Origin of the sequence: Succinivibrio dextrinosolvens, assembly GCF_900116345.1 — a bacterium.
In the GTDB taxonomy this organism is placed as follows: domain Bacteria; phylum Pseudomonadota; class Gammaproteobacteria; order Enterobacterales; family Succinivibrionaceae; genus Succinivibrio; species Succinivibrio dextrinosolvens_B.
On sequence record NZ_FPAH01000004.1, the window covers coordinates 33,069 to 53,855 of the forward strand.

Below are 20,787 nucleotides of genomic sequence, written 5' to 3' on the forward strand. Positions count from 1 at the left end.
TTTATTTTATCTTTTATTGCCACGTGTCAAAATTCCGTCAAGACTACTATCTACACACTTTAGAGCAAATAGCGTGCCTAGTCTTGGAAAAGTTTATCAAACTCCATGATTTTTTGAATCAGAAGTTTGTATTCTTGCCACTTACCTCTATATATTTCCTGTGCATAAGGGTGAATGTTCACATTTTTTGGAAGCGGAGCTTTACTGTTTATAAGCTGAATCATCTGAGGGATCAGCACAAACTCCAGCCACTGATGAAATTCCATGGTATCCATGAAGAAAGGAGTTTCACTTAAAAATGCCCTATCCTCCGGTCTGTTTTTTCCATCAGACCAGAGCTTAAGATTTTTAAGTTCCTTTTCAATTTCAGATAGAGCTAGGATGATAGTTGCTTCTTTAGTTAATTTAGGCATGTTCAGAAAAATACTGTTCCAGAATAGTTACTGCAGAAAGAGAATCAATTGCGCCCTTATCTTTGGCCAGAGCTCTGAATCCTCCGCGCTCAAAGATTTCCTCTTTTGCAGAAGCAGAAGTCAGACGTTCATCAATAAAGACAAGTTCCTTTTTATATTTTTCCTTTAAGCGGTTGCCAAATTTTCTGGCCTTAAAGGTCATCTCCTGCTCTGTTCCATCCATATTTAAAGGAAGACCTACAACAAAGACGGCAGGAAGCCAGTCACGAACCAGTTGGTCTAAAGCCTGGGCATCAGGAATGCCATCCTTAGCACTTATAGATTTCTGAGGAGAACAGGTTTTGGTGGTTGTATTTCCTGTAGCCACACCAATGTGGTTCAGGCCAAAATCGAAAGCTAGAATCGTACTCACATTAAGTTTGCTCCGGCAAAGGAAATAGGAGCTCTGCGGGAATTACCGAACAGAGCAGCTCCCATCACGTTGTACTCCTTTAGGGACTCAAAAATCTCATCACCAAGCATAGCATGCAGGGCATTTGGAAGAACTGTGGTAGTGATTACCAGAGGCAGTCTTCTGGCACGACGAGATCTTAGAAGATCAGGAATAACCTGCTTATCGAATGCAGTGATCTTTTCATTGTTCTGACAAAGAGAATCGATTATCAGGAGATCAACCGTACACAGGCGCTCCCATTTTGAGATTTTTTCTTCAACATCCACTGTGGTATCAGTTGAGCTTGGTGTTCTGGATCTTTTGATTTCCTGATATGAACACAGTTCAACGTCTTTCCACAGTTTGTTCAGAAAATAATTGGCAATGCAGTTTGATAAGACCGTCTTACCTGAACCTGGATTGCCCTGCAGAAGAAACAGCTGAGGCTCAGAGTCCATCTGAGCTGCCATACTGGATGACACACAGAAGCCCTGAGCTGTATTGATGGCCTGATTGTTGAACTGATCCATCTGAATCTTATCAAATGTGTAATCAGGATTGACTCGATGAGAAGCATAAACTGAGTTTATAAAATTCTTATGGTTCTCAGATCTTCTCTTGGCAATCTCCTTGCTGGCCTCAATAGCCTCACGTCTGCGAATCTCTTTGATATCCAAATCTGAATTGTCAATTGAATCAAAATCAATATGCTGACCTGACAGTTTCTCAATTGCATCAACCAGAGTTGCAAAACCGTTTTTAACGGTACCTTTCTTTTTAAAATCTGACATAAAAAAATCTTTGCTCTTAACTTTCCGCGCTTTTTAAGAGTATTAAAAAGATGCATCTGTCGGCAGATCTGAGTAAACAAATCTAATATGCAGAAATGCATCTTTTTGAGGAATCTTTATATAAAAACACTATAGATTATACCTTTTTTCGTGAGCTGACACCGTGTCTTCACACAGAGTTTCAAAATTTAGTTTCTAAAAGGGGTAATCTATGGTGTGCATAATTTAGAAATTGTACTTTAAGGAAGAGAAATAGGCTAGCAGATCGGTAAATTTAAACTTTTGAGAAAAATTTTATAGCAGGCGCAACTGATATATATCAAAAAATTAAAAATTCATGCTGACTTAACTCACAGTATTCTGACCTTGGAATATGATTTTTTTTAAAGAAAACTTATCCTAGTCTTAGTTAACGATTTGAATTGCGATATACATAATAATATTTCAGTCACAGCATATGATTAAATTAAATAAGTTATTTCTTTCTATTGTAATTTCAACTTCCCTTCTCAGCACCGCAGATGCGGGAACCGTAATGTACGTATCTCCACAGGCCAGCGACAATGGAACCGCATATCTTAGTTTCAGCATGGACAGAAAGGTTTCACCAAATGTCATGTATGTCGAGGCAGCTGATCATGAATCAGATGAGATGCGTGAGATATATGAGGACGGAGATCCTTCATTAAAGTTTCTAGGACAGATACCTCAGGTTAATCATACCTTTGCATATATTAAAACCGAATACGGCATTATTAATGAAAATTCACTGATGCTAGGTTTCTGTGAAAACAGTTCTGCACTAAAGTCAGCAAAATCCAAACCATCTGAAAAAGCCATTCTTTCTCTTCAGGAAATAACCAAGCTTACACTTGAGAGATGCGTAAAAGCTTCTGATGCAATTGCTATGCTTGCACAGATGATTGATACCTACGGATACTATGGCACACCTGCAACCCTGGTTATATCAGACAAGGAAGAAGGCTATGTGATTGAGCTGATGCCTGCAGTTAATAATGCAGGAGGATACTATGTCGCAAGAAAAATTCCACAGGGACATTTTTTTGTAGCAGCCGATCAGTTCAGAATTCAGAGTATTGATAAAAACAATCCTGATTTCATCTTCAATGAAAACCTGACTTCCACTATGCAGCAGGCTGATATCGCTCAGATGACGTCAGGTAGTTTAAACTGGCTGCGATCTGTTAAAGGAAATGAGATAAGACCTTATTATTCCTTAAGAAGAGTATGGAGAGCCCTATCGATAGTGGCTCCATCCAAGAACTACTCTCCTTGGGTTTCAGGATGGGCAACCACCGCATATCCATTCTCAGTAGAGCCTGACAATAAGATAAGTCTGTTAGATCTAATTGCTCTGACCAGAGACACCTATACCGGTACCCAGTTTGACAATGCTACCAAGGGAACAGGAGGTCTATTTGCCACACCTTATACCCATGAGAACTACGGTGAGAGATCAATTGCCAACGAGAACACCACCTATACCTTTATAAGTCAGGCCAACAAAGTCACACCATCTGCAATTACCTGGCTGTCATTAGGCCCATCTGGTGAAGGAACCTATGTTCCTCTGACGGTAAACAAGATCCCATCAGTATATGCCGACACCAGCAGAACCGAGTATGACGAGAAGAAGATGTGGTGGCTGAGCAAGCGAATCTCCTATCTGACCGTAGGCTACTACTCAAGTCTCTCTGATATGCTCAAAACCAGAGTGTTAGAGCAGGAACAGCATTCCCTTACTCTTATAAATCATTCTAAAGGACTGCCAAAGGAAAGATTCAACCGTGTAATTGAGAATAACTCCCGTACCGCTTTCAACAGAATGCAGAAGCTTTATGAAAATCTGCTGGAGAAACACGACGGTGGCTATATGCTCCGCTATGCAGAAGGACACAATCCAAAATTCATTCCTGTTGACAGCTATAAAAAGCACGAGGTAGTTCACGTCGACAAAGAAAAGGAAAAAGCAGAGCTCCAGAAAAAAGAAATGAACTCGGCAAATCTCAAGAAAGAAGGTATTCCTTTCTACAATGCTATCGGCATTGACAAACTGCCTGACAGATTAGATATCAATGTTTTTTCAAAGATACTGACCACCACTCAGGAATATATGAAAAAACAGCAGAATAATAAGAATTAGAGGTGATAAGTATGAAGAAATATATTGTTTCGGTTATTGCTCTTATAACAGCGTGTGCAATAAATTCATCCCAGGCATGCACCTCTATGATTATTACCAAAGGAGCTTCAGCTGACGGTTCCTTATATATCACCCATTCAAATGACGGCTATACCGGTGATACTTCTGTAGTCTATGTACCGGCAGCCGATCATAAAAAAGGCGAAATGCGCCAGGTTTATCCTTCCGCATGTGCAAGAGAGGCCTACCCTGACTACAACTGTGACTATACTCCAAGACTAAATGTCAAAGGTAGAGGTCCTGACTATTCCTTTTCCGGAGTACCTATTACAGAGTCCCTAGGAGAGATTCCTCAGGTTGAACATACATACGCCTATCTTGACAGTAACTACGGAATTATAAATGAAAAAGGCCTGATGTTAGGTGAGTGTACAGACAATTCCGAGTACATGGGTTACGTAAGACCTGATGCAGGAACAGGTCTTTTCTACTCCTCAGAGCTAGGTCGAGTCGCCTTAGAGCGATGCACTACCGCAAGAGAAGCTGTAATCCTAATGGGAGAGCTAATAGACGAATATGGTCTGTGGGGAACTGCTGAAACTCTAATTGTGGGAGACAAAGAAGAAGGCTGGGTACTAGAGATGATGCCAAATCCATCCGGAAAAGGCGGCTTCTGGGCAGCACAGAAGGTGCCTGACGGTGAATTCTTTATTGCCGCAAACCAGTTTAGAATCAGAGAGCTGGACAAAAACAATCCGGATCAGATTTTCAACGATCACCTGATTGAGGATTTAAAGGCCATAGGCTGGGCTGCCTTTGACAAGGACGGACGTCTGGACTGGCTGCGCTCTATAAAATCCATTGAACATCTGCACCCATATTACTGTCTGCGTCGAGTATGGAGAGCCATGGATCTGGTGGCACCATCCAAGCATTATCCAGCCTGGGTTGAAGGCTATGACACAAAAGCCTATCCATTCTCTGTAAAGCCAGACAAGCCAATTACCTTAAATCAGATTATGGAGATCCACAGAGATTCTTATGCTGGTACCGAATTTGAATTTGCCACCAAGGCAACTGGAGGTCTTTACGGATTCCCATACTGTCATGCAGCATATGATAAAGAAAGAGTATTGAGCACTCCTGCCATATCCTATATCTGGATCAACCAGAACAACGACAGACTGCCTGCGCCTGTATCATGGCTGGCCTATACCTCCCCTGCCGAAAGTCTTTACGTACCACTTCCGGTAGCACCTATTACAGAGCTTTACAGTCGAGTAAACAGAAAACAGTATGACGATTCAAAGTTCTACTGGAATGTTTCAAATGTAGGAAATCTGACCAGGGCCTACTATTCAATTCTTGCACCAGAGGTTAAAAATACCGCCCACAGGATTGAAAAGGAATCACAGGATCTTATCGAGAGTTCTTTAAACCTCTCAGTTGAAGATTTTAATAATATGCTTTTAGAGAATGCCAAAGCCAACCGTGAGGACTGGATTAAGCTTTATCACAGACTACTGGCAATCCTGGATACCGACAGCTTTAAGTATGTGAAAGGACATATTCCAAGAAACTATGCTCCAACCTCATACGAGAAGGTTGAAAACTAGACAATTTAAGAAAATAGACCTCTATAACGCATTTACATCCTGTCTTTGTCATTAAGACAGGATGTTTTTTTTATGCATTCACCCAGGTTGAAACCAACTCGGCTGAGGCCTTTTTAGGATCAGCAGCAGAGGCAACTGCAGATACCACGAAAAAGCCATCTACTCCGGTCTTTTTCAGTGCAGCAAGATCTCGAACCTTAACTCCACCGCCAACTACAACCGGAATAGGACTGATTCTGGCAAGCTCAGTAAGCTCCTCAAAAGTTCTGGTTATAACCACGCCGTTCTCATCCATTCCGCAGTCAGGCTTGGTTTGAGTCTCATGCAGAGGACCTGCTCCAAAATAATCAATTACAGAGACATCGGTGTTTTTAACATATTCGATGAGTCGACTTGCAGGAGCAGAAAGGCCCACAATAGAATCCTCTCCTAAGAATTTTCTGCATACGCTGACAGGAATATCAGACTGTCCGACATGAACACCGTCAACCTTAATGCCATCATCTCTTGCTGCAAGCACTACATCAAGTCTGTCATCAACTAAAAGCGCTACACTGTCGGCTTTTCCTAAATCAGCAATAACCTTTGCGCAATCCCGGCAAAGTGAAATCATCTCTTTTGCTGATGCAACCTTTGATCTTACCTGAACACAGGTAAAACCGCTTTCAACTGCTACCTTTACAATCTCTGCTACATCTCTGCCCAGGGTGTTCTCTGGACCTAAAACCAGGTAGGCGGATATATCAAGCTTCTGTCTTATACTACTCATTTAATTTTGCAATCTTCTTTTCAAGTCTATCAATTTTGCCATCCATCATATCCTTGTAGCCAGGTCGTACATCAGCCTTTAGCACAACCTCTGTTCGAATGCCTTTATCTGCAAGGATCATTGTGGCATCCTTTACCACCTTCATAACCTCGTCCCATTCACCCTCGATTTCAGTAAACATGGAAGAGGTTCTGTTTTTAAGTCCGGATTTTCTGATGACGTCTACAACCTTTGCTACCTCTGAGGATAATTCATCACCGGTCCCACAAGGTGCTATTGCAACCGCTACTAATGTATTCATACTTTATCTTCCTGATATTTTCAGTGCCTAAGCTTTTTCGATTTTAAGTGAACTGCCGTTAATCTGTTCTGCACTTACAGAATAAAGATTATCGACAAAAGCCATTTGGAAAGAGGCAGGGCCCTTGCAGTTCTTCTCTGCAGCTCCTGAGGCAACTTTATAAACAGATGATGCAGTCAAAGCTGCAATAAAAGGAGTTGCCACAGCAGCGAATACCGCAGTGACTCCGCCTAAAGAGCAGCCTGCACCGGTAATCTTTGTACACAGTTCAGAACCGCCTTCAAGGTAAACTGTAGTTTCCCCATCAGTTATCAGATCAATCTCGCCAGAGACGGACACAGCCCCCTTTGTAAATCTTGCAAGTTCAACTGCAGCCTTTTTTGAAGATACAACCGAATCAGTTGAATCAACACCACGAACACCGTCATGACTCTTACCGGAATCAAGGCCCCACAGATTAGCCAGAGCAATAATCTCTGAGGCATTACCTCGGATAATGGATGGAGGACAGTCTTTTATGGATAGAAGCAGACTTTCTCTTAAGGCTCCAACTCCAATACCTACAGGATCTAAAACCCATGGCGTTGAGCTATGTTTTAACACTCTGATAACTCTAGGAAGTGTCTCTGCGTATACAGGAAGCAATGTTCCCATGTTGATATAGAAGCTACCGCCAATCCTTGCCATAGCTTCCGCCTCATCTGGAAGATAAATCATTGCAGCAGAGCCTCCCACTGCAAGCTGGGCATTTGCCACAAGATTTGTGGTTACGGTGTTTGTGATCGAAGGGGTTAGAGGAGTAGTCTCTCTAGCCTTTTGAATAGCAGCAATAATCTGCTGTTTTAATTCCTGTTCTGTCATATAGAAATCCGATATGTGTGATTGGAAATATACGATTACTAATGCATTTCAGTAATCAGACTTTTAATAAACTCGGCACTTAAAGGTGAACTGGAAGTAACAGCAAAGGAGAAGCTGCCATAGGACCAGGAGGCGACAAAGAAACCGTCCACCCTGCCTTTTAAGGTAACGCTATATGCCTTAATCTGTTGAACATCTATTTTGTTGTATATGTTGTAATCACCAGAGATATCCTCATGACCTCTGGCCTTGCGTAAATGAATAGATTTATCCCCTTCTCTGAAAACAACCTGAATCAGATTGTTTTTTATATAGGAGATATCTTTTTTTGAATAGCCTTCCGCGCTCTGAGGACAGTCAAATTCAAAGCCTGCCCCCTGTGTAGCTTTGTCAAGAGAATCTACGTACACAAAAGGATTGGGAATCATTACTCTTTGCTCCTCTTTGAATTTATTCTCACTGCAGCAGCCGTTAATAAAAGGAACCATAACAGAGGCGATGATAATTAGAAATTTCTTAAGCATTGATTATTTCAAAGATTCTACTTTTATGAGGAATCTCTGACTCCGGTTATCTGTTTGTTTTATTTTCTCTTTTTATCATAGCAAATTTTAATATCCAGATTACACTATGCATTATTTCTTACCATTCAGCTGTAATAAGACTGTAGATATAATTTTCTGCTTAAATATCTATTATTTGCTATGGGCGACATTTCAAAAAAAATAATCTACTAAACTTGATCTTTGAGAGGCTGTTTTTTATCAATTACGGCCTTATGTAAAAAATACACCAAAGCTTTTTTACTACCAAACCTGACATTTTATAGAGGATTTCATGATCAAGTTAAGTAATCTGATTAAGACCGTATCCTTATGTTCTGTCCTTGTTTCAGGATTATGTTTCGCAGAAGGACTTCCACAGATCAAAGCCACCATGTTTATGGAACAGGAAGGCTTTTTAATGTGGTATGCAAAAGAACAGGGCTGGGATAATGAACTGGGAATAGATATTAAGCTGGAGATTTCCCAGACCAATGGTATCGATGAGATGAATAAACATCGAGATAATCCAAATGTATGGAATATCACTGCAGCAAGCAGTATTCCTTTCATTATCGGTAGTAACAATATGGATTTGAAAATCATCGGCATGGCCTGTGATGAAGGTCCATCTACCAGTGTCATGGTTAGAAAAGACAGTGATATCCTCAAAGTAAAAGGCTGGAATCGAGATTATCCTGAGATCTGCGGAAGTCCTGAAACCATCAAAGGCAAGACCTTCCTGGTTAAGGGTATTTCCTCAGGTGCTTATACCCTTGCAGCCTGGCTTGATATCTTCAATCTGAATTTCTCTCATGTGGTGATCAAGGATATAACCGGTCCGGAAATTCTAAAGGAAATGGAAAATAAGAATGTTACCGGTGCCGGACTATGGTCTCCTGATACCTATGAGTCAGAGTATATCGGCTACAAGAACGTTACCACCGCAGGAAATATTGATGAATACATCCCTATCATGTTCTTAGCTGACAACAGCTATCTTAAGGATAATGAGGAGACTGTAGGCAAGTTTCTGGCGGTATATCTGAGAGCAGTTGAAAAACAACGTGAGGATGCCTCCCAGCTGGTTTCTGCATATCAGAGATTCTTAAAGCACTACACGGGACGAGACTTTAGTGAATCTATCTGTCTTAAGGACTTAAAGGATCACAGCATCTATACTCTGGATGAACAGCTCAGCTTGTTTGAGAACAAGGACAACAAAAAGAGTGAGATTCAGAAGATTGAAAGAACTCTGACCACTGGTCTGATGCTGATTATGAAGGATCTGCCATCTCAAAATCCTAACATCAAGATCACCAACCATATGAAGGATCCTAACTACATCACCGACAAGTATTTAAAGATTGCTAAAAAATACATGAAGTAGAAAAATGTAATGTCAGGTTAAATAAGAGGAGAGCATCAGCTCTCCTTTCTTTTGTCTGCAGAATATAGAGATTAGAGAAGATTAGCAGCTTCTTAAGCTGTAAAGATTTTCCTGCTCACATGCTTTTGTGCTTACAGCAGGATTATCAGACTTCTGATTTATTACATCGCCTATAACTTTATCAACATCAATCAGCTCAACCAGATCCTTATCAACCTGGACTGCACCTAACATATAGGTATCAGCGCTGTTGATATCAGATGGTAGCAGAGCGTTATCATTGATATTAATGATACGATCAGCCTTTGAAGCTAAAAAGGCATACTGAGAACTGCCTGCTTTAATTACAACAATGAGACTCTGTCTGACATTCTGGGTCTTTCTTCCGCATAGAACTTCGCACAGGTCAATCACAGGAATGGTTACGTCATTGTGAATGGTAACTACACCAACAACATGCTTCTGAAGCTTAGGCAGTACAGTGATTCTTGGGCAAGGCATGATTTCCTGTACTCTGCTTACATTAACCGCGTAAAACTGTCTTGAGCTGCCTAGTCTGAAAAGAAAAATACCAAAATCGTTTAAAACACTATAAGAGTTCATCGAAATATCCCATGCAAAACAACTTTTGCATATTTGTTTGTTTTTTACATACAGTCCTTATTTGTTGAAAAATAAATTATTCAATTTAGCTTTCAGATGCGAAATGATACTCTTTTTTTCACAGAGATAAAGATCCTAATAAAAAATTTTTTTAATAATAATTATTCTCAACAAGCTCATATCAACTCTTTTTATAAGTTTTCGCTAAGTTGTCATTTTTATACTCAGATTGTCTTTTATAAGATTTTCTTTGAGGTAAGTCAGTATGAAAAAAACAACCTTAGGTATGATTGGTGCTGCTATTATTTTTGCATCAGGCGTTGCTGTAGCAGATAACTACAAACATGACAAGTATCATGGTGACGGCTATGGCAGACATAATCCAATGGGAGTAATGTGCAATGTAAAAAGCACAAACCTTCCTAGAGGCTTCGGACTTGAGCTTAATGAAATGACCGTAAAACAGATTTTAAGCGACAGTAAAGAAGACGATATTGTTCGAATTAAAGGTCGTTTAACCAAGTATCTAGGAGACGAAAAGTTTGAGCTGACTGACAACAGCAACGATACAATTATTGTTGAACTGGATGAAGACCGTAACTGGTCATATCTCGAAAAAGATATGCCTATCGAGGTTGTCGCAAAGGTAGATGATGAAAAGGTTACCAAAATCCTAGAAGTAAGATGTGCAAGACCGGACTTTGGTGACAAGATGCCTCGCCCTCCTCGTGCAAACGGCCCACGAGGCTTTGAACAGGGTGATATAAAGTAACTATTCCTGAATGTTTGTTGAGACGGAAAGGATATCTGGATTTTCAGATATCCTTTTTTATTTTTTTAATTGCTCATTTCCAGAACAGACGAGCTCTGGAAGAAAACCGCTCATTTAAAAAATTATCGCGAACTCTTCCCTATAAGGATTATCAAACGAAAAATGCTTATTACACGAAATAATTGGAATTAGAAATAGAAGCTATTTTTCAACATTCTCTGGTCTGGTTCTATAGATACGAAGGAACCACATATACTGTTCTTCTCGACCTTTTAGACCGGCTTCAATAGACTTATTTACCCTTATAACATCAGCTTCTAGATCATTTGTCGGATAATTTTCAAAGTGAGGATAAAAAGTGATTTCAATTTTATGTTCTTTTTCGTTGTAGGTCGGAGTCATAGGAACAACAAGAGCATCAGATAATCTGACTATTCTTGGTACAGCGGTAAGAGTAGCTTTTTTTGATCCCCAGAAATCAACAAAAAGAGAGCCGTCAGGACCTAAATCCAGATCAGGATAGAACGCAAAATAATAACCATCTTTTAATGACTTAATAATATTTTTAATTCCATCTTTGCGCTCATATACTTTTCCCCCGAATTTTAATCTCATTTTGTTCATACAATAGTTGTGAACAGGATTATGGGTACTATGTACTAAGCCTACAACCTTTTCGTATTTTGAACCAAGATAAATACCACTACTATCTAAGGTCCAACAGTGCGAGCCAACAAATAATATTGGCCGGTTCTTGGAAACCGCCTTATCAAGATTCTCCTGACCTGTAACTTTGAAAGATCGTTTTACATATTCTTTGCTTCGAACAAAAGGAACGCCATAACCTAGGACAACTTTAAGTCCGATGCGGACAAAATTCTTATAAATATTATCTTTTTTATCTTTTTCCAAATCAGGAAAAGCATAATCAAGATTGGTGTATACCTTACGTCTAAAAGATTTTGGAATAAGAAATAAACAATGGCTCAGGATTTCAGCAAGAAAATCTCTTATTCTTACAGGGATATACGCAAGGATACAAAAAAAAAGATTAACAACCATGTTCCAATAAACTTTGGATGTAATAAATCTATGGTGAATTTATTTTCAATTCTCTGATCAATCATTTTTTGATTATTTTTATAGGATTATATTCAGCATAAGTTCAAGTATATAAATATTTTATAAGAAAATACAACTCAATGAATATTCGAAGAAAAAGAAAATAATAAAAATTAAAAATAATGTGACAAATTTCACTTATAGAAAAAAAAATGTCAGCTTATTTTTATATCTGTTTCACAATCAACTTATCAAAAATTCTGTATAAATAAAAAATAAGATATATTACGCTTTGCGAAAAAAATTATGGATTAAAGATGCTCTATCAACCTGGGGTATTGAATACAAACATCCAATAAGGAATGATTATGAAAAAGTCCCTAAAAATTTTAGCTGTCATCACCAGCTCATTATTACTTACAAATACAGCACTTGCAGACAATTCATCAAAAGCAACAGATAGTTGGTTTGATAATGTTGAATTTCAGGCTGAATTCCTAAAATACCACTATAAAGATAACCGCTATGTTAAGAACTACAATCTGCATGCTTTAACTCAGGTATATGATTGGAGCATCTTCTCTTTACATGCTGGTGCCACTTTCACAGTTGCTGACGGATATATAATAAGAGGTAATATGAAGCAGAACAGTGATGCTGTTGGACTAGGACCAGCTATTGTTGCTCGATTCGGAGGAGAAATCATAGACAACTTTCATATCAGTCTGGATTTAGGTGGAAGTATGAGATTTTTTACAAAAAATCATCCGGCAACAGCAAGAAAATATGATTTTCTATGGAGAATAGGACCTAGAATTGCTTATGATTTCTCAGAAAACGGATCTGTAGGCTTTAACTACGTTGTTTATGCACATGCATCAAATGGACATAGCGATCAGAATCCTGGTTATGAGATGAAAGGATTTAACTTTAGTCTTGATTACAAATTCTAAAATGGTACGGTAGGTTTTTTTTAGTAATTCCTACCCTGTTTAAATTTGCCGCAAAATAGCGGCAAACTATCTGATAGATTGGAACAAAAGGTTATTTCTATAAGTATCTTAGCTTTTTTTAATCTGAAGCAGATAATCTTATGTGCACATAAAACTGACCGATATGGTAATGCCAATTAGAAATATGACTGTAAATTTCATGCTATATGCGACTCTACAGTACAGCAAAAACTCTCAGAGAATGGTATTCAACTCATTAGTTTTAGCGCTTTATAAGGTAGATCATACTAACCACTAGAAATATCTCCAATTTTTATTCCTGAAGATAAAAGCTAAGTTTCATAGCTCATCAGCAACCTCAAAATCGTCAATTAAAAGAATAAAGAGGCTGGATACAGATTTACTGTAATCTAGCCTCAATTTTCTTTGTAAATCATTCTTGATCTTAATCAGAGTTACTTTGGAGCTAGGCAGAAGTAATCTGATAAATTCTACTCTGATAAGAGCTTCTTATAGTTATCGCACATCTTCTGAATGTCTGAATCTGAAATATTCAGACAGCCATAAGCTACACGAATTGGAGCCACATCCATTCCTGTGTAGTTGCCGGTTGCAGTCAGAGGCAGGAAGAGCTCACCGATAGTGGTTGCCTTATAGTCTTCCTGTGGACCGCCGGTACTTAATACAAGCTGTAGCTTCTTGCCCTGTAGAGCATGGCCCTGTGAACCATAAGCCCATCCGTGTTCAAATACTCTGTCGATGTATGCCTTAAGCATAGGAGGAGTACTGAACCAGAATACAGGACACTGGAAAATCAGTCGGTCATTCTCTTCAATCAGCTTCTGTTCAGCCTTAACGTCAATCTTTTCTGGATCCTGACCGTACAGCTGTTCAAGATTGCGGATGGTGACATTGCTGACATCTTCTGCAGCCTCTAGAAGAGCTCTGTTTACTCTGGATTTTTCAAACCAGGTGTGAGAGAAAATAATTAAAGTTTTCATAAAAACCTCTTCTGACAAATTTTTATGACAGAATAATTTTATTTGTAAATCAACATGTTAAATTTACAAAAAAGGAAAAAAAAGCACCTCATTGTGAAGTGCCTTTTTTCTTTAAATTATTTCTTCTTGTTTACTGCATCTTTTAGAGCTGCGCCAGCTGAGAATACAGGAACCTTGCTTGCTGCAATCTTAATAACTTCACCGGTTCTTGGGTTGCGGCCCTGACGAGCCTTTCTTGCTGATACCTTAAAAGTACCAAAACCAATTAACTGAACAGCATCACCCTTTACAAGAGCTCCCTGTACAGCCTCTAATAAAGCCTCTAAAGCCTTCTTAGAGTCAACCTTAGTTAATGCGCTACGCTTTGCAATTGCGTCAACAAGTTCTGATTTATTCATAATATACTTCCTTATGTGAGAACGGGATGATCTGAATATACAACAATTCACTATTAGAGCAAGATTCAAAAGGCTTTTTTTATCAAAAAGTGTGAGGAGATTAGTATTTATTAGGCAAGAAACGTTATCTATAGCATAAAACCGCTTATATATCAGCTTTACAAAAGGCAATAAAAGAGGCGACCTCTACTTGCGTGTTTCTGCATCCTTACGAGCAGCTGCGTAAAAGTCGCCTCACTATACCTATAGTATAGGTTAAAATCTCACAAATGCGATATTTAAGCCATTTTTAAGCATTTTCTAACTAAAAATCAACAGTTTCCACGATGAACAAATTTTAAATACTCCGAAGCTATGGAACATAGTCTGTCAATTGTCTCAATTGGAGTAGGATAAAGCTCCTGTTCCTTATAACGGGGAAAAAATCTGCTTATGTGCAGAGGAATGTCTGGACTTATTGAGTACAAAAACTCTGCTTCAGAGTGCATATCCTCCTCAGAGTCATTTTTGGTAGGGATTATGAGAGTAGTAACCTCAACATGACACTGAGAGTGCGCTAGCCTTATGTTTTCCTTTACTGTTTCAAAATCACCTTTTACATAATCGTAAAACTGCTGTGAAAATCCCTTAAGATCGATATTCATTGCATCAACATACGGAAGAAGCTTTTCAAGATAATCAGAACAGATGCCGCCGTTAGTAACCAGAACAGACTTTAGGTTATGTTTTTTTAGCTCAATTGAGGTATCAAGAACAAACTCATAGCTTATAAGAGGTTCGTTATAGGTAAATGCAATTCCTAGATTCCCCTGCTCTTTATTTTTCAGATCAATTGCCAGTGCAACCAGCTCTTCAGGAGTGACCTTCTGATATTCACAGCTCTTATCTGCCATGGATATTGAATGATTCTGACAGAATGGACATTTAAGATTACAGCCAAAACTGCCCACAGAGAGAATATAGCTCCCAGGATAAAAGTGGTATAAAGGCTTCTTTTCAATAGGATCTAAGGCCACAGAGGTGATACAGCCATAGTTTAAGTCTCTGATCTGACCATTCTGATTCCCCCTGCCTTTGCATACACCTATTGCCCCCTCGGCAAGATTGCAGTGCCGAGGACACAGACCACATCTAACCTTCTGCGTCATATTGAAGTCCACACAAAATTAAAAATGTCTTATAACTTCAAACCGTTCCAGCTCGACTGATTCGTCGTCAGAAATGTAGCCCTTGCGTCTGCAGATCCTGATCTGCTCCTGAGGGGTATCAACACCTTCTAGGTCTGGCAGCAGTACACCACTCTTATGTCCGGATCTTACAATCACACCATATTTTTTAGGATCGAGTTCATCAATAGAGCTGATTTTCTCAGGTTCTGTCAGTACATCCACACTTACAGTTATAAAAGGAAGCTCCTCCTCTCTTACAGGGTCAAATCGAGGATCATGAGAGCAGGCATTAACGGCAAACCTTATGATTTCATCAGCTACACAATCACAGTTAGGAGAAAGAGAGCCGATACATCCGCGAAGCTGACCGAATTTTTTTAGAGACACAAAAACAGCAGCCTTCTTTTTAAGTAAATCCTTTGAAAGACCATCCGGTCTTTGCATCATAGAATGTGTTTTAACATAGTGTTCCATTGATGCTCTAGCTAGAGAGGTATACTCATCCCCTGACTCTTTGGATTTATTGTTTTTCTCTTTCTGAGCATTCAGAAATTTCTCAAGATAGTTATTGTCTTGATCATCGCCTGTTACTTTGAAACTGGCAACAGCGTAACCAACACCAAAAGGTCCTTCGTAGGATAAAAGACTTCCCTCTATAGCTTTTCTGTCAAGGACTCCGGCCATCATCACAAAAGGTCTGAAGCCACATTCTCCAGCCCCATCACATACAGGTGCAGGAATAGATAAGAGCTCATTAAAGTCAGAGTCTTTAAAGGATTCAGCTATAGCCTTATCAAAAACAGGACCATTGCTGTCAAAGCCATAAGGTCCATCCTCTAAAAGACGGTGAGATAAATCTCCGCTGCCAATAAAGACAGTTTTTCTCTTTAGTCTTGCAGCAACCTCAGCAACAACCTGTCCAACCTTGTAATGTTCACAGATATCAAGTCCGCTGATACCGATTCGAACAACTTTATAGGCTTTCAGATATTTATTTAAAAACCACATCGGGATCATGGTTGCATGATCAAGCTCGCTCATTTTATGCCCAAGTCTGCCAGCACTTATATCCTTAGACTTCAACTCATCGCACAGCTCATCGACAAAACCTTCATCATAAACAGCATCGATACGGACTGAACCAGCCCCAAACTGAGAGAAACTTCCTGATTCTCCAGAACCTGAGGCCACATGAATATAGTCTGCATAAGTTTCCATGTGAGGAGAGACAATAACTACGGTTTCCGGCTCCAAAGAGGCAACAAACTCCATAACCTTGTTATAGGAGTCAATAGTGGACTGAATCTGTTTTTCTTTTCCTAGGCCAACCTCTGGAATGATTAAAGGAGGATGAGGTACAGCAACAGCAGCAAGAATAGACATATAAACTCCTTATGGTTATTTGGTTAACCTAACTTGTATTTTCTATATTCAGTTTGAGCTGTTTTCCATTACTTTTACAGCCATTGAGCTTTTTTAGATATTACATTGTGAATTGTTTCACATTCTATATTCTCATACCGATATCTTTTTATTTTCATGAATGTCTCATATTGCTATCTATTAATTCTCCATTTACGCATCATAACGTTTGTAATTATAAACATCTTTACCTATAATGTTTATAAATATGAACGTTTAGAGGTAATTCTATGGGAAAAAGGATTGTTCTTACCCCCAGTATTAAACGAATACTTCAGACTATGGGAGAACAGATAAAACTTGCTCGTTTACGACGTGACATTCCTGTAGAAGTCATAGCCGACAGAGCTGGTTTGGGACGAACGACTGTATGGTCAATTGAGAAAGGTAGTCCCTCAGTATCCATGGGAGCCTACGCAAAAGTTCTTCATGCCATTGAGGGTATGGATCAAGATTTGTTGCTCATTTGTAAAGACGACAAAAAAGGAAGACTGCTGCAGGATATGGGACTTACCATTGCTCATAGGGCATCGAAGAGAAAGAATGAAAGATAATAAAACGATTTTTTGCTACTTGGACGACTATTATCGTGACCAATTTTATATTGGAAACCTTTATGTCCAAAAATCACATGGCGACGAAGTCTACTCCTTTGAGTGGTCCGAGGAGGTATTGGCAGGAGATGAGCATATATTCTTAGATCCGCAACTTCATACTGATATAACAGGGCGTCAATATGCTGAAAAAAACATTTTTGGAATGTTTTCTGACTCCTGTCCTGACCGCTGGGGGCGTCTACTCATGAAAAGACGTGAATCAATACATGCACGTAAAGAGGATAGAAAGCCAAAAGCCCTACGGGAAAGTGATTTTCTTCTAGGAGTTCATGATGAAAGTCGCATGGGAGCGCTTCGTTTTCGTACAGAGCCACAAGGAAATTTTCTAGCTTATGATAAAGAACTAGCAACTCCACCTTGGACAGAACTTCGCCGTCTGCAGGATGCCTCCAGAAATTTCGAGACAGACTCAGGTAACGATGAAGATTGGCTAGCCCTTCTTATGGCTCCAGGCTCCTCACTAGGAGGAGCAAGACCTAAAGCAACAGTTTGCGACGAAAAAGGCTGTTTATGGATAGCAAAATTTCCGTCAAAACATGATACAGAAAACACCGGTGCGTGGGAAATGGTAGCCCATGACCTTGCAAAAATGTGTAATCTTAATGTCCCAGAAGCAAAAGCTTTAGATATAACAAAAGAAGGAACAACCTTTTTGGTAAAGCGATTCGACCGATTTGGTGATAAACGTATTCATATGGCTTCAGCCATGACAATGTTAAACAAAACTGACAATGATCATGATGCATCATATCTTGATATTGCAGATTGGTTAACATCACATAGTCCGAAAGCCTCTGCTGATTTAAAAGAGCTTTGGTGCAGAATGGTATTTAATATTGCCATATCAAATACTGATGATCATTTACGCAATCATGGATTTCTGCTGGATAAGGATGGGTGGCGTCTTTCACCGCTGTTTGATGTAAATCCAAATCCTTATGGAAGCAATTTATCCTTGGGAATCACGGAAGAAGATACTGAGCTGGATTATTCTCTGGCTTTGGAAACGGCTGAATTCTATCAACTAAAGAAGACTTATGCTGAGCAGATTATAAGCAATATAAAAACAGTAGTTGCAGATAACTGGCTTACGTTGGCAAGAAAATATAACATTTCTCGTTCTGCAATAGACAGGATGAGTCCTGCATTTACAATGTAAATCAACCAGAATGTAAAAAAAAATGCCGATCGAAGTGATCGGCGAAAGGAGGAATTCCCTACCACTTAAGGCGGGGAACTTACTATTTTCGAGAACAAATTATTATTTTTTTCAGCAATTAACCTAGACGAGTGAAGGTTGCACCATCACATGCCTGAGTTTCGAAGATGGTTGCACCGATACCTGAAATCTTCTGGTACTTGGCGTTGATAGCATTCTTAACCACTTCAACATTCTTAGGCTCAACAACAGCAACAACACAGCCACCGAAACCGCCACCGGTTTGACGAACAGCAGCGTATTCCTCACCTAATGCTTCCTTAACAATATCAACGATAGCATCGGTTTCCTTTACAGTGATTTCAAAATCAAGTTTCTCTGACATATGAGATGCATACATCAGCTTAGCAAGAGTCTTAAGATCACCAGCCTCAAAAGCCTTAGAAGCTTCTAGAACACGCTCATCCTCAGTGATTACGTGACGGGCACGACGATAGGTCTCGTCATCCATCTTATCCTTGCATGCATCCAGCATTTCCATGGTAGCGTCGCGTAACAGAGGAACACCGATAATCTTTGCAGCCTTTTCGCAGCTCTCACGGCGATCGTTGTACTCTGAACCAACGAGCTGGTGCTTGATATTTGAGTTGATGATCAGAATCTCAAGATTTGAAGGAACAGCAACCTGAGTTAGACCGTATGACTTGCAGTCGATACGAACAGCGTGATCTTTAGTACCGTTTGCAGAGATAGCCTGGTCCATAATACCGCACTTCATGCCGATGTAAGCTTCAGCAGCCTGGCCCATCAGAGCGATATCCATTAAAGCGATGTTTAAATCAAAAGCATTTGATACCAGGTGACCGAAACATACCTCTAAAGATGCAGATGAAGATAGACCTGCTCCTGGAGGAACGTCACCCTTGATAGCAATATCAAGACCTTTAACCTTGCTGCCGAACTTCTCGCAGATCTGGTAAGCAACACCGCGCAGGTAGTTTACCCAAAGCTTGGTTGGGTGCTTTTCAATCTTTGCAGCTAATTCGAACTCGTCGTAATCATTATTCATATCAACGGCTAAAATGCGCATAGTGTTGGTGCCGTTTGGCTTGGCAACCATGCAGGTACCGTATTTGATAGCACATGGAAGAACAAAGCCGCCGTTGTAGTCAGTGTGCTCACCGATGATGTTCACACGACCAGGAGCATACTCCTGCATGGTTGGTTTTGTTCCGAATTTGTCTTCAAAAGCTTTTAGGCAAATTTCTTTGATATCTGACATTTTTAAATCCTATGTTTATTTATTTAATGAATAATGAGTCTCTGATAAATCTCTTAAGCGGGTAGCAGCCTGCTCAGGAGTTAAATCACGCTGCTTCTCAGCTAAAAGCTCGAAACCTGCAACAAACTTCTTAACAGTTGCACTTCTTAATAGAGGTGGATAGTAGTTAGCGTGCAGCTGCCACTCTGAGTGCTCTTCACCGTCTACAGGAGCATTGTGCCATCCCATTGAGTAAGGGAATGAGCATTCAAACAGATTGTCATAACGGCAGGTCAGCTTCTTGATAGCTAAAGCTAAATCATTACGCTGCTCATCATTCAGCTGATTGATGGTCTGAACCTTGAACTTAGGCAGAATCATGGTCTCAAATGGCCAGAATGCCCAGAAAGGAACTAAAGCAACGAAATATTCAGTTTCAAAAATGATGCGTTCTTTCTTCTTAAGCTCAGCATTTACGTAATCTAAAAGCAGTGGAGTATTGTGCTTCTCGAAATACTTCTTCTGCTGTCTGTACTCTTTCATAACTTCTTCAGGGATGAAGTTACATGCCCAGATCTGTCCATGTGGATGAGGATTTGAGCAGCCCATAATTGCACCTTTATTCTCGAATAACTGTACATACTTATAGGTCTTTGAAAGCTCAGTGAACTGGTCGCCCCACAGATCAACCACGCCACGGATCTCTTCAACATCCATTACAGGAAGAGTCTTTGAATGATCTGGGCTGAAGCAGATAACTCTGGCAGTACCGCGGGCAGGCTCTAGCTGGAATAACTCCTCAGATTCAGGAGCATCCAGTGGAGTATCTGGAGTTAATGCAGCAAAGTCATTGGTGAAAACGAAATTCTTCTCATACTTAGGATTAGAATCACCGTTTACACGGGTATTACCTGGGCACAGGTAACACTTAGGATCATAAGTTGGCTTAATCTCGTTAGCCAACTTCTCAACCTGTCCCTGCCAAGGTCTCTTTGCTCTGTGAGGAGAAACCAGAATCCACTCGCCGGTTAGAGCGTTGAATCTTCTGTGTGGATGATCAGTTAAGTTAAATGATGTCATAGTTTTTTCT

At 39.8% G+C, this 20,787-nt stretch carries 22 protein-coding genes; 7 read left to right on the top strand and 15 right to left on the bottom strand.

Going from position 1 to position 20,787, the window contains the following annotated elements:
- Positions 1-77: 77 nt before the first annotated feature.
- Genes BM308_RS02040 through BM308_RS02050 form a run of 3 tightly spaced genes read right to left on the bottom strand, consistent with a single transcriptional unit; the run spans position 78 to position 1,637 of the window.
- Positions 78-413 carry a YqcC family protein gene (locus BM308_RS02040; protein ID WP_074942632.1) on the bottom strand — a complete coding sequence of 112 codons (336 nt, stop codon included), beginning with the start codon at positions 411-413 and terminating at the stop codon, positions 78-80.
- On the bottom strand, positions 406-825 hold the full coding sequence (gene ruvX / locus BM308_RS02045) for a Holliday junction resolvase RuvX (protein ID WP_074942633.1): 420 nt from the start codon (positions 823-825) through the stop codon (positions 406-408). Before ruvX ends, BM308_RS02040 begins: the two co-directional genes overlap by 8 nt.
- Positions 822-1,637 (bottom strand): P-loop NTPase family protein, encoded by an 816-nt coding sequence (locus BM308_RS02050; RefSeq protein WP_074942634.1) that lies wholly within the window; start codon positions 1,635-1,637, stop codon positions 822-824. Before BM308_RS02050 ends, ruvX begins: the two co-directional genes overlap by 4 nt.
- Positions 1,638-2,172: 535 nt before the next feature.
- Here BM308_RS02050 and BM308_RS02055 point away from each other — a divergent pair.
- Together BM308_RS02055 and BM308_RS02060 are read left to right on the top strand one after the other, a co-directional pair.
- Positions 2,173-3,801 carry a C69 family dipeptidase gene (locus tag BM308_RS02055; RefSeq protein WP_177214398.1) on the top strand — a complete coding sequence of 543 codons (1,629 nt, stop codon included), beginning with the start codon at positions 2,173-2,175 and terminating at the stop codon, positions 3,799-3,801.
- Between the two features lie 11 nt (positions 3,802-3,812).
- The gene (locus BM308_RS02060) at positions 3,813-5,417 is read left to right on the top strand and encodes a C69 family dipeptidase (RefSeq protein ID WP_074942636.1); all 1,605 of its coding nucleotides are present in this window, start codon (positions 3,813-3,815) and stop codon (positions 5,415-5,417) included.
- 70 nt (positions 5,418-5,487) lie between these two features.
- Here the strand turns inward: BM308_RS02060 and BM308_RS02065 are convergent, their stop codons facing one another.
- From BM308_RS02065 to BM308_RS02080, 4 genes are read right to left on the bottom strand one after another with little or no spacing between them, the layout of a single operon-like run.
- Complete coding sequence (locus tag BM308_RS02065; RefSeq protein ID WP_074942637.1) at positions 5,488-6,186, bottom strand: thiamine phosphate synthase; 699 nt, start codon at positions 6,184-6,186, stop codon at positions 5,488-5,490.
- A complete protein-coding gene (locus tag BM308_RS02070; RefSeq protein ID WP_074942638.1) occupies positions 6,179-6,487 on the bottom strand; it encodes an MTH1187 family thiamine-binding protein in 309 nt (102 codons plus the stop codon). The genes BM308_RS02065 and BM308_RS02070 overlap by 8 nt, the downstream gene beginning before the upstream one ends.
- A 27-nt stretch (positions 6,488-6,514) precedes the next feature.
- Entirely contained in the window at positions 6,515-7,348 is an 834-nt protein-coding gene (gene thiM, locus BM308_RS02075; RefSeq protein WP_074942639.1) for a hydroxyethylthiazole kinase, read from the bottom strand.
- Between the two features lie 38 nt (positions 7,349-7,386).
- Complete coding sequence (locus BM308_RS02080) at positions 7,387-7,872, bottom strand: hypothetical protein (RefSeq protein WP_074942640.1); 486 nt, start codon at positions 7,870-7,872, stop codon at positions 7,387-7,389.
- A 313-nt stretch (positions 7,873-8,185) separates the two neighbouring features.
- Here BM308_RS02080 and BM308_RS02085 point away from each other — a divergent pair, with 313 nt between their 5' ends.
- Positions 8,186-9,280 carry an ABC transporter substrate-binding protein gene (locus tag BM308_RS02085; protein ID WP_074942641.1) on the top strand — a complete coding sequence of 365 codons (1,095 nt, stop codon included), beginning with the start codon at positions 8,186-8,188 and terminating at the stop codon, positions 9,278-9,280.
- Between the two features lie 81 nt (positions 9,281-9,361).
- Here the strand turns inward: BM308_RS02085 and BM308_RS02090 are convergent, their stop codons facing one another.
- Entirely contained in the window at positions 9,362-9,883 is a 522-nt protein-coding gene (locus BM308_RS02090; RefSeq protein WP_074942642.1) for a chemotaxis protein CheW, read from the bottom strand.
- Between the two features lie 265 nt (positions 9,884-10,148).
- Between BM308_RS02090 and BM308_RS02095 the strand changes: the two genes are divergently transcribed.
- On the top strand, positions 10,149-10,655 hold the full coding sequence (locus BM308_RS02095) for a NirD/YgiW/YdeI family stress tolerance protein (RefSeq protein ID WP_074942643.1): 507 nt from the start codon (positions 10,149-10,151) through the stop codon (positions 10,653-10,655).
- Between the two features lie 201 nt (positions 10,656-10,856).
- Here the strand turns inward: BM308_RS02095 and BM308_RS02100 are convergent, their stop codons facing one another.
- A complete protein-coding gene (locus tag BM308_RS02100; protein WP_074942644.1) occupies positions 10,857-11,717 on the bottom strand; it encodes an LpxL/LpxP family acyltransferase in 861 nt (286 codons plus the stop codon).
- Between the two features lie 368 nt (positions 11,718-12,085).
- Here BM308_RS02100 and BM308_RS02105 point away from each other — a divergent pair, with 368 nt between their 5' ends.
- Positions 12,086-12,670 carry a hypothetical protein gene (locus tag BM308_RS02105; protein WP_074942645.1) on the top strand — a complete coding sequence of 195 codons (585 nt, stop codon included), beginning with the start codon at positions 12,086-12,088 and terminating at the stop codon, positions 12,668-12,670.
- 491 nt (positions 12,671-13,161) lie between these two features.
- On the opposite strand, the gene BM308_RS02110 is transcribed toward BM308_RS02105, so the two are convergent.
- The 4 genes from BM308_RS02110 to amrA form a co-directional block, all read right to left on the bottom strand.
- Complete coding sequence (locus BM308_RS02110; RefSeq protein ID WP_074942646.1) at positions 13,162-13,671, bottom strand: NAD(P)H-dependent oxidoreductase; 510 nt, start codon at positions 13,669-13,671, stop codon at positions 13,162-13,164.
- A gap of 116 nt (positions 13,672-13,787) precedes the next feature.
- Positions 13,788-14,069 (bottom strand): HU family DNA-binding protein, encoded by a 282-nt coding sequence (locus tag BM308_RS02115; RefSeq protein ID WP_074942647.1) that lies wholly within the window; start codon positions 14,067-14,069, stop codon positions 13,788-13,790.
- 311 nt (positions 14,070-14,380) lie between these two features.
- Complete coding sequence (gene amrS, locus BM308_RS02120) at positions 14,381-15,217, bottom strand: AmmeMemoRadiSam system radical SAM enzyme (RefSeq protein WP_074942648.1); 837 nt, start codon at positions 15,215-15,217, stop codon at positions 14,381-14,383.
- 18 nt (positions 15,218-15,235) lie between these two features.
- A complete protein-coding gene (amrA, locus tag BM308_RS02125) occupies positions 15,236-16,621 on the bottom strand; it encodes an AmmeMemoRadiSam system protein A (protein ID WP_074942649.1) in 1,386 nt (461 codons plus the stop codon).
- A 320-nt stretch (positions 16,622-16,941) separates the two neighbouring features.
- Between amrA and BM308_RS02130 the strand changes: the two genes are divergently transcribed.
- Both BM308_RS02130 and BM308_RS02135 read left to right on the top strand, forming a co-directional pair.
- Entirely contained in the window at positions 16,942-17,214 is a 273-nt protein-coding gene (locus BM308_RS02130) for a helix-turn-helix domain-containing protein (protein ID WP_218152523.1), read from the top strand.
- Positions 17,204-18,436, top strand: a complete 1,233-nt coding sequence (locus BM308_RS02135; protein ID WP_074942651.1) for a type II toxin-antitoxin system HipA family toxin — start codon at positions 17,204-17,206, stop codon at positions 18,434-18,436. Before BM308_RS02130 ends, BM308_RS02135 begins: the two co-directional genes overlap by 11 nt.
- A gap of 118 nt (positions 18,437-18,554) precedes the next feature.
- On the opposite strand, the gene galK is transcribed toward BM308_RS02135, so the two are convergent.
- Both galK and BM308_RS02145 read right to left on the bottom strand, forming a co-directional pair.
- Positions 18,555-19,718, bottom strand: coding sequence for a galactokinase (galK, locus tag BM308_RS02140; RefSeq protein ID WP_074942652.1), 1,164 nt, complete (start codon positions 19,716-19,718; stop codon positions 18,555-18,557).
- A 15-nt stretch (positions 19,719-19,733) separates the two neighbouring features.
- Positions 19,734-20,777, bottom strand: a complete 1,044-nt coding sequence (locus BM308_RS02145) for a UDP-glucose--hexose-1-phosphate uridylyltransferase (RefSeq protein WP_074942653.1) — start codon at positions 20,775-20,777, stop codon at positions 19,734-19,736.
- Positions 20,778-20,787 lie beyond the last annotated feature (10 nt).

Coding starts and splice junctions, on each gene's coding strand:
- BM308_RS02080 (WP_074942640.1), bottom strand. CDS start 7,872: ATGCTTAAGAAATTTCTAATTATCATCGCCTCTGTTATGGTTCCTTTT.
- BM308_RS02100 (WP_074942644.1), bottom strand. CDS start 11,717: ATGGTTGTTAATCTTTTTTTTTGTATCCTTGCGTATATCCCTGTAAGA.
- BM308_RS02145 (WP_074942653.1), bottom strand. CDS start 20,777: ATGACATCATTTAACTTAACTGATCATCCACACAGAAGATTCAACGCT.
- galK (WP_074942652.1), bottom strand. CDS start 19,718: ATGTCAGATATCAAAGAAATTTGCCTAAAAGCTTTTGAAGACAAATTC.
- BM308_RS02135 (WP_074942651.1), top strand. CDS start 17,204: ATGAAAGATAATAAAACGATTTTTTGCTACTTGGACGACTATTATCGT.
- BM308_RS02115 (WP_074942647.1), bottom strand. CDS start 14,069: ATGAATAAATCAGAACTTGTTGACGCAATTGCAAAGCGTAGCGCATTA.
- BM308_RS02070 (WP_074942638.1), bottom strand. CDS start 6,487: ATGAATACATTAGTAGCGGTTGCAATAGCACCTTGTGGGACCGGTGAT.
- BM308_RS02090 (WP_074942642.1), bottom strand. CDS start 9,883: ATGAACTCTTATAGTGTTTTAAACGATTTTGGTATTTTTCTTTTCAGA.
- thiM (WP_074942639.1), bottom strand. CDS start 7,348: ATGACAGAACAGGAATTAAAACAGCAGATTATTGCTGCTATTCAAAAG.
- BM308_RS02060 (WP_074942636.1), top strand. CDS start 3,813: ATGAAGAAATATATTGTTTCGGTTATTGCTCTTATAACAGCGTGTGCA.
- amrS (WP_074942648.1), bottom strand. CDS start 15,217: ATGACGCAGAAGGTTAGATGTGGTCTGTGTCCTCGGCACTGCAATCTT.
- BM308_RS02085 (WP_074942641.1), top strand. CDS start 8,186: ATGATCAAGTTAAGTAATCTGATTAAGACCGTATCCTTATGTTCTGTC.
- BM308_RS02110 (WP_074942646.1), bottom strand. CDS start 13,671: ATGAAAACTTTAATTATTTTCTCTCACACCTGGTTTGAAAAATCCAGA.
- BM308_RS02040 (WP_074942632.1), bottom strand. CDS start 413: ATGCCTAAATTAACTAAAGAAGCAACTATCATCCTAGCTCTATCTGAA.
- BM308_RS02055 (WP_177214398.1), top strand. CDS start 2,173: ATGTACGTATCTCCACAGGCCAGCGACAATGGAACCGCATATCTTAGT.
- BM308_RS02105 (WP_074942645.1), top strand. CDS start 12,086: ATGAAAAAGTCCCTAAAAATTTTAGCTGTCATCACCAGCTCATTATTA.
- BM308_RS02050 (WP_074942634.1), bottom strand. CDS start 1,637: ATGTCAGATTTTAAAAAGAAAGGTACCGTTAAAAACGGTTTTGCAACT.
- BM308_RS02095 (WP_074942643.1), top strand. CDS start 10,149: ATGAAAAAAACAACCTTAGGTATGATTGGTGCTGCTATTATTTTTGCA.
- BM308_RS02065 (WP_074942637.1), bottom strand. CDS start 6,186: ATGAGTAGTATAAGACAGAAGCTTGATATATCCGCCTACCTGGTTTTA.
- amrA (WP_074942649.1), bottom strand. CDS start 16,621: ATGTCTATTCTTGCTGCTGTTGCTGTACCTCATCCTCCTTTAATCATT.
- BM308_RS02130 (WP_218152523.1), top strand. CDS start 16,942: ATGGGAGAACAGATAAAACTTGCTCGTTTACGACGTGACATTCCTGTA.